General features: G+C 53.3%; 13 protein-coding genes. 5 read left to right on the top strand and 8 right to left on the bottom strand.

The window, feature by feature from the left end:
* Positions 1 to 26 precede the first annotated feature (26 nt).
* Positions 27 to 485, top strand: coding sequence for a DUF2231 domain-containing protein (locus LG301_RS05830; protein WP_404474227.1), 459 nt, complete (start codon positions 27 to 29; stop codon positions 483 to 485).
* Positions 486 to 521: 36 nt separating this feature from the next.
* Here LG301_RS05830 and LG301_RS05825 read toward each other — a convergent pair whose 3' ends face one another.
* The 8 genes from LG301_RS05825 to LG301_RS05790 all read right to left on the bottom strand — a co-directional run bounded on the left by LG301_RS05825 (position 522) and on the right by LG301_RS05790 (position 6761).
* A complete protein-coding gene (locus LG301_RS05825; RefSeq protein WP_404474225.1) occupies positions 522 to 947 on the bottom strand; it encodes a CopD family protein in 426 nt (141 codons plus the stop codon).
* An 81-nt stretch (positions 948 to 1028) separates the two neighbouring features.
* Complete coding sequence (locus LG301_RS05820; RefSeq protein WP_404474223.1) at positions 1029 to 1910, bottom strand: DUF2797 domain-containing protein; 882 nt, start codon at positions 1908 to 1910, stop codon at positions 1029 to 1031.
* Positions 1894 to 2178 (bottom strand): YeaC family protein, encoded by a 285-nt coding sequence (locus tag LG301_RS05815; RefSeq protein WP_404474221.1) that lies wholly within the window; start codon positions 2176 to 2178, stop codon positions 1894 to 1896. Before LG301_RS05815 ends, LG301_RS05820 begins: the two co-directional genes overlap by 17 nt.
* A gap of 14 nt (positions 2179 to 2192) precedes the next feature.
* Positions 2193 to 3041, bottom strand: a complete 849-nt coding sequence (locus LG301_RS05810) for a rhomboid family intramembrane serine protease (RefSeq protein WP_404474219.1) — start codon at positions 3039 to 3041, stop codon at positions 2193 to 2195.
* Positions 3042 to 3246: 205 nt separating this feature from the next.
* Entirely contained in the window at positions 3247 to 4233 is a 987-nt protein-coding gene (locus LG301_RS05805; RefSeq protein ID WP_404474217.1) for a metallophosphoesterase, read from the bottom strand.
* 2 nt (positions 4234 to 4235) lie between these two features.
* A complete protein-coding gene (locus tag LG301_RS05800) occupies positions 4236 to 5168 on the bottom strand; it encodes an NAD(+) kinase (RefSeq protein ID WP_404474215.1) in 933 nt (310 codons plus the stop codon).
* Between the two features lie 92 nt (positions 5169 to 5260).
* A complete protein-coding gene (locus tag LG301_RS05795) occupies positions 5261 to 6130 on the bottom strand; it encodes a carboxylate/amino acid/amine transporter (protein WP_404474213.1) in 870 nt (289 codons plus the stop codon).
* A 97-nt stretch (positions 6131 to 6227) separates the two neighbouring features.
* Complete coding sequence (locus LG301_RS05790) at positions 6228 to 6761, bottom strand: YqaE/Pmp3 family membrane protein (protein WP_404474211.1); 534 nt, start codon at positions 6759 to 6761, stop codon at positions 6228 to 6230.
* 202 nt (positions 6762 to 6963) lie between these two features.
* Here LG301_RS05790 and LG301_RS05785 point away from each other — a divergent pair, with 202 nt between their 5' ends.
* From LG301_RS05785 to putA, 4 genes are all read left to right on the top strand, one after another.
* Entirely contained in the window at positions 6964 to 7371 is a 408-nt protein-coding gene (locus LG301_RS05785) for a CBS domain-containing protein (RefSeq protein WP_263069534.1), read from the top strand.
* Between the two features lie 269 nt (positions 7372 to 7640).
* Positions 7641 to 8009 carry a hypothetical protein gene (locus LG301_RS05780; protein ID WP_404474209.1) on the top strand — a complete coding sequence of 123 codons (369 nt, stop codon included), beginning with the start codon at positions 7641 to 7643 and terminating at the stop codon, positions 8007 to 8009.
* A 44-nt stretch (positions 8010 to 8053) separates the two neighbouring features.
* The gene (locus tag LG301_RS05775) at positions 8054 to 8881 is read left to right on the top strand and encodes a helix-turn-helix domain-containing protein (RefSeq protein WP_404474207.1); all 828 of its coding nucleotides are present in this window, start codon (positions 8054 to 8056) and stop codon (positions 8879 to 8881) included.
* A 203-nt stretch (positions 8882 to 9084) separates the two neighbouring features.
* Positions 9085 to 12276 (top strand): bifunctional proline dehydrogenase/L-glutamate gamma-semialdehyde dehydrogenase PutA, encoded by a 3192-nt coding sequence (putA, locus tag LG301_RS05770; RefSeq protein ID WP_404474205.1) that lies wholly within the window; start codon positions 9085 to 9087, stop codon positions 12274 to 12276.
* The last annotated feature ends 82 nt before the right edge of the window (positions 12277 to 12358 follow it).

Below are 12358 nucleotides of genomic sequence, written 5' to 3'. Positions count from 1 at the left end.
CCTTTGTCTGCCCACAGGAAGTGACTATGGCACCCACGCCCCAACGATCAATTAAAAGCCGCGCTTCGCTGGCTGGCCACCCATTGCATCCCGTAATGATCCACTTTCCTGTCGCCGCCTTGATGGCTCTGGTAGCTAGCGATCTGGCTTACTGGTACACCAACGACCCTTTTTGGCTGCGCAGCGGCCTTTGGCTGGCGGGCGTAGGGGCGTTTGGCGGCTGGATTGCGTCGATCGCAGGAATTATTGACTTGGTAACCGTCGCACGCATCCGTCGTCTGATTACCGGTTGGAGCCATGCCATTGTGGCCGTTGTGATGCTCTCCCTGGCGTCGTTTAACTGGCTGCTGCGCTTTAATGAGCCTAGCGCCGTTCTGCCTTGGGGGCTTACCGTATCGCTGCTCACCGGCGCACTTATTGCGCTGGTGGGCTGGCTGGGTGGCCAACTGGTGTATGAGCACGCAGTGGGCGTGGATGTTGATTAACCATATGGAAGGCGCAATAAGGCTTTTCATTGGCACTTAACTCCAGTCTAGAGGCTTAGCCAGCACAATCCCAAGTACTGCTAAGATTCCTGCCGCTGCTAACAACAATGCAAGCAGCATGGCGGGTTTCACCCCTTTATAAATACCTAATTCCAACCGTAAGATTAGCCAGCCAAAGCAGCCGTGAGCCGCCACCATCGCCACCACAGCACCGAGTTTAAGAATTAGCCAACCGCCCAGCAGGCCATGCAATAGAAACAGCAGCGTACCCGAGGCAATTGCAACAAGGGCTGCTGGCGTCGCCACCGAGTTGTAAAAAAAGCGCGGCATGGGCGGAGCGCCCTGAGCAAAGCCAGCATCTTTACGAAGCTGAAGGGCGTGACTAAGCAAGGCGGGTAAATACAGAAGTGAACCGCACCAGATAACCAGCGCGGCAATGTGAAGCAGTTTTAGCCAGGGCATTGCGGCTTCCTTGCGTTGCTTAGGGCTTGGGTGATTTCACTCCATTAACCTTAGTCAACCCAAGCCACTCTGGCTAGCCGCTTACCGTACCGTAATGTCGTAACCTGTGAATTTTCGTAGGTTAATAACGCCTGTATCAAACATCAGGTACTGCCCTTTCACGCCCTGCAGCACACCCTCCACATGGGGGTTTTTATCAAAATTGTGCGAAACCACCTTGCGGGGGAAAGTATCGACGGGATAGTGAAAGTGAAGTGGCTTTTCATCCAGCGTGCGCACTGCCTCTGCACCGTGCGTTTCACGCAGCTGGTTAAGCCCATCCGCCAGCTGGTGGAAAAGCTGGTCGCGCTCGGCGACTAAATCTAACGGCTCCACGTCACCTTTAAGCATGGCTCGCCAATTAGTCCGGTCGGCCACTTGCTCTTTGAACAGCATTTCGACAAAGCCTGACTGCTGACGTGTCTCCACCTCTAAAATGGGTAGCGCTTGAATGGCGCCCTGATCGAGCCAACGGGTAGGCATTTGCGTCTTGCGAGTAATACCTACTTTTAGCCCCGATGAGTTTGCTAAATAGACAATATGTGGCTGAAAACAGTGCTTTTCACCCCACTCAGGCTCACGGCAAGTACCTAGGTGATAGTGGCAGGTTTCCGGCTTCATTATGCACGTATCGCACTGGGCCAAGCGTTTAAAGCAAGGATAGCAGTGGCCTTGAGCAAAGCTTTTTTTAGTCGCCCGACCGCAGTGGGTACAGGCAATGGCGCCGCTCCAGGTAAGGCTCAGCCGCTCTCCAATGTGCGTATTAAGCAAAAGACGCTGCTCACCTGTCCGCAGGTGATACACCACTGAATCCTCAGGACTAGCAGGCAGTGCCGCTGCCATCTTTGTCAGACACCCTTGAGCAGTGGGTACCTGGGTCATCACTGACGAAGTGGGGAACAGACTATCAGTCACGCGTGGCATCCCGGGCGAGACCCGCCATTTCAGGGGTAACGCCAGCGCCCGTTGCACCTGCCCCGCAGGTACGGCGTTCAAGGTAGCCAACACGGTTCTCTTCGGGCACGTTATTTTCCATTTCAAAACGCATGACGGCTTCAAGGCAAAGCTCTGTCTGCTCTGGCGTTAGGCGTCGACCGTCAGGCCACTTACGTAATGACACCGCTTGTTTAAGGCTTTCATAAATAGCAGGAGTCATTTGGTTGATCATTCGATCAAAAGTCATATCGCTCATCGCAGGCTCCTCGCTCAGCGTTTTCTTCGTTTAGATGAATAATACCAGCCTGACGCTAACCCCACGAGCAGACCACCCAGGTGCGCCTCATTAGCCACGTTGCCAAAGCCCACGCTCTCCGCGACGTCCATCATGGTAAAGACCATCCACCCCAACATAAACACGACCAGCATTTGGGGGACAAAAAAGCCGCTGTTTGGCACTCGGCGCGACATCAACCAAACATGAGCCAGCAGAGCGTACACAACCCCTGACATGCCGCCAAACAGCACGGTGCCGGTTACATACTGCGCCAGATTGGCGCCTACACCGGCCACCAAAAGCAGCAGCAACAGAGTGCGGCTACCCTGAAGCTGCTCAATTTGACGGCCGAAGTACCATACCCACATTAAGTTGAATATCAGGTGCATCCAGCCAAAATGCAAAAACGCAGGCGACAGCAACCGCCAAACCTGGCCAGAGGCAAGCGTGTCGCCAAGTGAGCCGTACACCAGCTGCCCACCAGACACACCCACCGGAACAATAGTAAGTGCTACTACCAGTAGGTCACCAAACACGCCTGTTAACGCAAAGATCAACAAGCTAATACCGATCATTAAAGCGGTGACCGGTAGCTGACGGCCCATGGCAATCATATTACGAGTCGCGGGTGGGCGGGCTTTAGGGGAATCAACGATTAGCGGCTCTCCGCGCTCCCAACGTGCTACCAGCCGCGTTAGCTCTGTGTGCTGGCGTGGGTCTGCTACCCAAAGCAGCTGCCCATCAGCCTCATCGGTAATGCGGTGCCCAATGCGGTAGTGCCACAACGCCTTACGCAGCTCGCTTGTATCTACACCTAGGGGTAAAAGCGTTACGGGATGCATGGCGACTTCCTTATTTGCATTTACGTATTCCCAGCGTCTGCAATTGGTTTGGCCAGCGTATAAACAAAAAAAACCGGCGGAGGGGGCCGCCGGGTAAAAAGCAAGGGATCATTCAAGGGAACACTTACTCTGATAACCGGCAACAGGGTTAGTTCAGCAGTTTTGCAAAAAATATGTAACTGAATGTATATTTTATTAGCTTTACTTAATCAAAATCGATTTCCCACGGCTTAGGCTGCGCCCGCTCTTCTTTAGGCACTTGAATCCAAACGAAATGATCGGCATTCAACGTTTTTTCACCACTCCAACGATAGGCTACTAAGCGACCATATTTTACCGCACTATAATCCAGACAGGCGATGTTATTAGTGGGCAATGCAGGTATCCCCTCGCACCAGTAATGGCCAATAAACAGTGGCGGCTTATCAGGCCCATAGTAGCTGAGCCGCTTCCGCTCTTGGCGTGTTAGGTTGCGAGACTCCAAATTACCGGGGAGATTATCCGGCTGGAAGACCACATCCCCCCACTGCTGTGGGTTAGCAGACCAAAAGTGCGCTCGAAAACTCTGCCGAGTGAACCCATCTCCGGAGTGTATAGCCACCCCCGGAGGAAGTGGGATATGAGTGCCGCGGGTCAAGCGATCCAGTATGCGAAACGCCTGGGTCGAAGCGTCAGTGGACTCAACCAAGAAGCGGCTGTCCATTCGGGCATCCGGGGCACGTGCCAGGAGCTGACTTATCAGCTCGTCATCCCAGCAGGCATGCACAACGCGGATGCCGTCTAACTCTAGAAAAAGTGGAATCGTTTTAAACCACGCCAGAGTATCTTCCCACTCGTTGGTGTAGTCTCGGTATTGCGCCAGGGTATCTTCAATAATTCGATTATGCCGAGGGGTGTGCTCCCGCAGCCAGCGCCGGTTACTTCCCGGCGGGGCCGGATGCGTATAGGCCAGAGCATTGTATTCGTGATTACCCATCACGATGTGGGCTTCGCCCTCCTCCACCATCCTTCGAGCGATGGTCACCGCTAGGCGGATACGCGGGCCACGATCAATTAAATCTCCCAGGAAAATAACCTTTCTGCGCGGATGTCGGTATACCCCGCCGCGCTGGTGATAGCCTAATTTTTCCAGCAGAGCCGCCAAGGTGGCGCCACAGCCGTGTACATCACCAATTAAATCGTAACCCTCCATACTCAATCCCCTAACCGATTGCTCCAGCCAAGTTTGCTGCGTAACACTTCATAAAAGTTGTGCCCAATGGGGTGGACCAGTTGAACGCGTTCGGGCTTTCGCTTGATGACCAATAAATCATCTGGCTTCGCCACCGCCCGAGTTTGTCCATCGCAGCTAATATGGGGGTAGGAGTGATTTGTTTCCCCGATGTGAATGCGAATTTCGCTGGCCGCATCAATCACGATTGGTCGACTTGAAAGCGTATGGGGAAACATGGGCACTAGCGTCACAACATCTAGCTTGGGATGCATAATCGGCCCTCCGCCTGAGAGCGCGTAGGCGGTTGACCCGGTGGGCGTGGCGATGATGAGGCCGTCACTGCGCTGGCTATAGACAAACTGACCGTCAATAAACAGCTCAAACTCGATCATGCGTACCGCCTTGCCCGGGTGCACGACCACTTCATTCAGCGCGTCGCCATTTCCCACCGCAACACCGTTGCGGTAAAGCACCGCGTCAAGCAAGAAACGCTCTTCAATCTCAAACTCTCCCGCCAACACGTCACCCACACGGGTTTCAAGCTCAGCGGGTGAGATATCAGTAAGAAAGCCTAAACGCCCACGGTTGACGCCCAGAATTAGCGTCCCGCTACGGCAGAGGGTGCGGGCAGCGCCTAGTAAGCTGCCATCTCCACCCACTACGATCACTAAATCGCACAGTTCCCCCAGCATGCGTCGGCTGGCCTCTGGCTGACCATGGTCTGGTATGACGGTAGCAGTACGATCCTCAACCAATACCTTGTAGCCGTTAGCCACTAGGTAGTGAACCAGGCGCTTTAACGAGTCAACTACCTTATCGCTGCCCAAACGACCGATTAAGCCAATCGTTTTGAATGGCTTACCCTCTCGCGCAAGATCAACGGGTGCAGTATGTATCGTCGGGGTAGTAGGCATGGGCGACTCTCGCTAGCATCAGCCGACATTATGTAGAGTCGGGCGTTATCGAGCAAATAAGTCGCTCGCTTGGGTATCTGACGTAATAGAAATTACGCCGCCACAGGCGTTCTGTGCTTTAACCACCATTGATTAAGCCACAGTGAAGCTACCATGATCACTGCCCCTAACAACAATTTAGTGATATCGGCATCGCGATTCCAAATTACCAGGTTAACGACTAACCCTGCCGGTACTAACGCATTGTTCATCACCGCTAGCGTGCCGGCATCTACCTTGGTCGCGCCCTGGTTCCAAGCGAAATAACCCACGCCTGAAGCCACTAAGCCTAACCATGCTAATACGCCCCACTGTACGGTGTTAGTCGGCAAAGCAGCTGTGTTACCAAATAGCAGGAATGCAGGTAAGGCAACCGCCATGGCACCAATAAAGAACCAGCCAAATACGCTATGCCAAGGCAGCGTTGGCGGAAGGTCAGCGGCTAAGCGACGATAACCTACTTGTCCAATGGCAAAGCAGAGGTTTGCGCCCTGCACCACTAAAAATCCTGCCCAAAAGCCACTATCAATACCGTCGTATCGAATCACTCCCGCGCCAAGCACGGCCAGCACGGCAGTCACCAAATAAATTGGGGTAAAGCGGCCAAACATAAGATCATCCAGCAACGCTATATAGACAGGCGTAAAAATGGTAAAGAGCAGTACTTCCGGCACTGACAGCAGCAAAAACGACTGATAGAAGAACACATACATAACGCCCAACTGCACAGCGCCTAAGGCCATGAGTGCCAAGCGCTGCTTGCCGCGCAACAGGCTTGGGCGCAAAAAGGGAAGGAACACTAACATCGCCAAGGTAACCCGAACCAATACGGCGAAATAGCTATCTACCTGTCCTGCCAAGTAAACACCGATTAACGAAAAAGAGAACGCCCAAAGCGCCGTCACCCCGACAAGATAGCCCATCGTAAACCTCTTTATATGTAAAAGTTGACGATGATTATACGCCGATTCATTACGCTTCCAATGGGCGAAACAGCTTCATCTACGTTATCGCTCTTTTTTAACGCTGCTTTAACCAGTTGAAGGCGTATATGACACCAGGCAACCACGCTAACAACGTCAGTAAAAGGGAGACGACAATGCGCTTTGCACCTCCCCCGGTTAACCCAACCGCAAGAGGTGGCAGTAGCACCGCCAGGGCGCGATAAGCAAACTGCAGTGATGCGGGCTCTGAGATAGGCTTGGGGTTGAGCGACGTGTCAGATTTTACCGCTGCGCTTTGTTGGGCAGAGGGTGTGGCAGGCGGAGTAAAGTGCTCGACTGAGGACTGAGCTAGCGATGCTTTTGCTTTTTCATGGGCCAGCGCTTTGCGATGCGCTTCTTTATCAATCTTCTGCTCTAACGTCTCTGCGCCTTCTGCCAAATCACCATGATGCTCTTCCCAGTCCTCCCAGTCATGGGGAGTCCCTGATTTGGGCCGGTGAGAGCCGGCTCCACGTGCGCGCTCCCAGGCTTTCTCTTCCAGGGTATTCGGTCGCTCTTGGTCGCGATCCAGCCCAACGCCTTGGCGGTTCAGATACTCACGTGCGTCCATTTAAGACTCCTACACCAAATTAAAAGAAGAAAAGCGTTGAAAGAACAAGCCCGGAGGCTCAACGCAGACCTCGCTAAATCCCCTACAGTATGAAAAGCGTAGGCTCGTTTTGTTTCCTGACAGTGCTCCACACACTTAAACAAACTGGCAGACGGTGCACTTTCTCTCATGGGTTGAAAAGCATGTTGCAAGGAGTGTCATCATGAATAAGAAGACCCCCGATACCGTGCGCGAAATCATGTCTCGTGACTGTTATCGTGTCTCGCCCGAGACGTCCATTACCACACTGGCGCAAGGATTAGCCCTTCACCGCTTGCCCGGCGCACCCGTTGTGGATGCTTCTGACCATTTAATTGGCTTTATCTCAGAGCAAGACGTATTGGGACGCGTGCTAGACAGCATTTACCATGATGACGAAGCCCCTTTGGTACGCGAACTTATGCGCCAAGAAGTGCTTACCACTACGCCTAATAAGAGTATCACTGATCTTGCCCAGGAGATGATGGGGCCCAAGCCAAAGATTTATCCCGTTGTGGAGCAGCAGCGCTTAGTAGGCATTGTTACCCGTCGGGATATTTTGATCGCATTACTGACGATTAAGCGCCATTAAGGTGGAACAGCGCCCTTTCATAGCTGACGATGCGCTTGCTACGCTGGCTGTTAACCAAAAAAAACCGCTGCTTAATTTAATAAGCAGCGGAAGCAAGGGATCGAAAACAATAGCCAGAACAACACAGTTAGCGACTGCTATCACTAGGTTGCCTGTACACTATCAGACACTCTGCTCAGAAAAAGTTCGCAAAACAGCAAAATTTTCGTCTTCCCAAGTGCGAGCGTATACTAGCGCTCACGGTCGCCGGAATGTAAAGGGAGCTAAATATGGCGCTTTATTTGCTGGTACTAGGCGTCTGCTTGCTGGTAATAGGCTGCGTTTTTCTAGCGCTAATGTCCGTAGGTACACCTCGATACCGCACCGAAGCTAACGACTTAATAGCACTGTTCGACAAAGCGCTAGAGAGCCAAGTGAGTGAAACCGAGTGGAATACCATTATCGGCTACCCCATTAGGCACGATGAATATTTAGAAAGTGTACGTCGCCGGGCCATGCATTTAATGGATACCCATGGGCGGCGCTGGCAAATCGCCCAAGGTAAATCGTTACTGAATCAAGAAGGCCATGCAGAGCTTACCGTGTTGCGTGACCACCTTGCAGCCCACACGGCGCTCCGAAAGTCTCAGCAACGCTAGACGCTGACTACGCCATAGCCCGGAACCTTCACGAGGAGATTATTATGCCTGGCAGCACTATTCGGCACATTCCGTTGGAAAGTGCCACCCAGCACCACTCCCATGATTTTCATCAAATCGTGATTACCCTGTGCGGCTCTTCCGAGTTTGAAATTGAAGGGCTAGGCGGACGCGTGAACGCTTTTTCAGGCTGTATCGTACCGGCGAATCATGAGCACTACTACTCAGGCCATGGCCATAACCGCCAACTCATTCTCGACTTACCAGAAGATGCCCCTGCGCTAACCGGAGAGCATCGTGAACTGGTCGCCCTATTCGATGCTCCGCGTTTTTTCGCGCTAGATAATCCGCTGCGCCACTATTTGGCGTTTGTTGAGAGCGAACTGACCCATGGATTTGACACGGTAACCTCCTCTTTCCAACAAGACCGTCTTGCTGCCACGCTATTAGGCTCCTTAAAAGCTCGCCTTGGTACAGCACCAAGCGCGACGCAGCGCCGACTTGACCTGGATCTCATTGATCGTTTTATTCGCCAGCATCTGGCTGACGAGCTTCGAGTGGCTGATTTAGCCAAACTTGCTTACCTAAGCGAAGCGCATTTTTCAGAATGCTTTCGTGCCCAGACAGGCCTTTCACCCTGGCAGTATGTCAAAAGGCAGCGCTTGCATGCTGCTCGGCAGCTTATTGTACAAAGCCGCCTACCGCTTACCGACATTGCCATTCAAACCGGCTTTGCAAACCAAAGCGCACTTTCCCACGCATTTCGACGAAGTTACGGTCTTTCACCCCGTAAACTACGCCAGGGCAACACGACATCGATTGTTACTCAGTCCTCTTCATCGCTCTCTACTACCTTGCCTACCTCCTCATAATCCTTAATTAAGCCGTTGAAGCGCCGTTGGAAAGCTCAAAAAGACTAAACTAAAGTCTATACATCACCCATGTTGCCGCGAAATTGACATGTTTTGCCATGAAAACGACATACACCCAAGGACGGAGCGCTCTACATTCGAACGTTAGCTTGGGCGATATGCCCTGCCATCTACTGATCTAGCTCAGACTCTCGGGGGCCTCAATGCTCAATGCAAAGAAAATGCGTGACCCTGCCATCTGGCAAACCGACCTTGATACGTTATTACAGCGTGTTAGCGACCACTACATCGTGGATGAAGACGCCTTCGTTAGCGAACTGATCAAGTTGTTGGATGCCAATCGCGAAGATTTCGCCCGCATTGAAGCCAATACCGCTGCGCTAGTTGAAGATGTCCGTAAGATGGACACGGCTGTCGATACGATCGATGAGTTATTACAGCAGTACAGCCTGGATACCCACGAAGGCCTGATGTTGATGTGCCTAGCGGAAGCCATGCTGCGCATTCCAGATAAAGCCACTGCCGACGCGCTGATTGAGGACAAACTGGGTCCCGCTGACTGGCAGTCGCATGTTGGCAAAAGCGAATCGTGGATGGTCAACGCCTCGACGTGGGGCTTATTGATGACGGGGCGAGTCCTCAAGCTTGACCACCCCAAAGAGGGCCAGCCCGCCCACTTTATTAACCGCATGGTTAATCGCATGGGCGAGCCGGTGATTCGTCGCGCCATGTATGAAGCCATGAAAATCATGGGCAAGCAGTTCGTCTTGGGACGCGATATTAACGAGGCTCTAAAGCGCTCCAAACCTCTGTTTAATAAAGGTTATACCTACTCTTACGATATGCTGGGCGAAGCGGCGCGTACCCGTGACGATGCCAAGCGCTATTTTGATGACTACGCGCGCGCTATCGAACAAGTGGGCAAAACCTGTAAAACGCTCAGCGACAAAACACCGGCCCCCTCTGTTTCTATTAAGCTCTCTGCACTGCACCCCCGCTATGAGTTTGGCCGCCGCGAGCAGGTGCTGGTCGAGCTAGTCGATACGGTTATCAAGCTGGTCACTAAAGCACGCGAGCTGGATGTCGCCGTCACTATTGATGCCGAAGAGGTGGATCGCCTAGAGCTGTCCCTTGAGGTCTTTCGCGCGGTGTACTCCAGCAGCGCGGCAAAAGGCTGGGGGCATTTTGGTCTTGTTATTCAGGCGTATTCCAAGCGCGCCTTGCCTGTTCTTCACTACATTAATCGCCTGGCGGATGAGCAAGGTGACGAAATTCCGCTACGCTTAGTAAAAGGTGCTTACTGGGATAGCGAAATCAAAGAATCTCAACAACTTGGCATTGATGGTTATCCGGTATTTACGCGTAAAGCATGTACTGACGTCGCGTACTTGGCGTGTGCTCAGTTCCTGCTTTCTGACGATACCCGCGGACGCATTTTCCCTCAGTTCGCCACCCACAATGCCCATACCGTTACCACCATTCTAGAGCTGGCGAACCAGGATAGTCGCCCGTTTGAATTCCAGCGCCTGCACGGCATGGGCGAGGCTCTCTATGATGCTGCCCTAGAGCGTGCTCCAAAAGGCACTTACTGCCGTATCTACGCACCAGTGGGCGCCCACAAGGATCTGCTTCCCTATTTGGTACGACGCTTGTTGGAAAACGGGGCCAACTCATCGTTTGTGCACCAGATTGTCGACCCGGATGTGCCGGTAGCGTCGCTTTGCCAACACCCTATCGAGACTCTGCGCCAGCAAACTACGCTCTACAACAAGCGAATTCCGCTTCCTAAAGATATTTATGGCCCGAAACGGCGCAACTCTCGCGGTGTAAATCTCAACATCCGCAGCCACTACTTCCCGCTGATGGAAAAAATGGCGGGATTTATGGATAAACCGTATGTAGCCAAACCGTTACTGGCCTTTGATGTTGCGGCAGACGCTGCCAACACTCATGAGGTAACGGCACCGTTTGATCGCCGCTTACCCGTGGGCAGCGTTCAGTGGACCAGCAAAGAGCAAGCTGCAAAAGCCCTGGATGCTGCCTGGCAGGCCTTCCCCCGCTGGGATGCGACCCCCGTTGCGGAGCGGGCGGCGATTCTGCGCCGCTTGGGTGATCTGATGGAAGAGCACATGGCCGAGCTGATGACGCTCTGCTCCCGCGAAGGCGGCAAGCTGCTCACCGACGGCGTCGATGAAATCAAGGAAGCGGTCGACTTCTGCCGCTACTACGCCATGCGCGCTGAAGAGTCGTTAGGCGAGCCCATCGAACTACCCGGTCCCACGGGCGAGTCCAACCGTTTGATGATGGGTGGCAAAGGCGTGTTTGCCGCTATCAGCCCCTGGAATTTCCCGGTGGCGATTTTCTGCGGCCAAATTGTTGCTGCAGCGGTCGCGGGTAACACTGTGCTAGCAAAACCCGCTGAGCAGACCTCTATTGTGGCCCACCGCGTGATTGAACTGCTGTACGAGGCGGGTATGCCTCGTGATGTGGTGCAGCTACTGCCGGGCGATGGCCCTACTGTGGGCAGCGTGCTGACCTCCGACCCGCGTATCACCGGCGTGGTCTTTACCGGCGGCACCGACACCGCGCAGATCATTAATCGCGCCCTCGCCGCCCGTGAAAACGCCCCATTACCCACGCTGATTGCCGAAACCGGCGGTATGAATGCGATGATTGTTGATTCCACCGCCCTACCCGAACAGGTAGTCGTCGATGTCATTCAATCCGCGTTCCAAAGCGCTGGCCAACGCTGCTCAGCGCTGCGCGTGCTTTACTTGCAGGAAGATGTTGCTGATCGTGTGATTGAAATATTAAAAGGCGCCATGAACGAGCTGCGTATTGGCGACCCACGCGATTTAGGCACCGATGTCGGCCCGGTGATTGATGAAGAGGCGCGCAAGGGGCTGCAAGCCCACATCGAGAAACTTAAAGGCGAAAACCGTTTAGTGGCCGAAACCCCGATGTCGGCTGACCACACGCAGCACGGTACCTTTATTGCCCCCGTTGCGTTCACGATTGACAGCATCAATGCCCTCACTCGTGAGCAGTTCGGTCCTGTGCTTCACATTGTGCGCTACAAAGCCAGTGAGCTTAACCGTGTCATTGACGATATCAATGGCCGGGGATATGGCCTCACGTTTGGGGTACATAGCCGTAACGAATCCTTTGCCGCTGAAATAGCGCAGAAAGTGCGGGTCGGCAATGTGTACATCAACCGTAATATCATCGGTGCTGTGGTGGGCGTTCAGCCGTTTGGTGGGCAAGGACTTTCTGGCACTGGGCCAAAAGCCGGAGGCCCCCACTATTTGCAACGCTTTGTGACTGAAAAAACGATTACCAATAATACCGCTGCCTTAGGCGGAAACGCGTCGCTGCTGGCGCTAGGCGATGAGTAAACAGCTCATCAACGACAAACCAAACCTCCTGAACAGGGAACAACCTTATGGTCGAAAACAATAGTGTAAGGATTGCTGATAA

Source organism: Vreelandella venusta (genome assembly GCF_044809155.1).
In the GTDB taxonomy this organism is placed as follows: domain Bacteria; phylum Pseudomonadota; class Gammaproteobacteria; order Pseudomonadales; family Halomonadaceae; genus Vreelandella; species Vreelandella venusta_B.
Note: the sequence above shows the minus strand (reverse complement) of the source record. Positions and strands in the feature narration are given on the sequence as shown.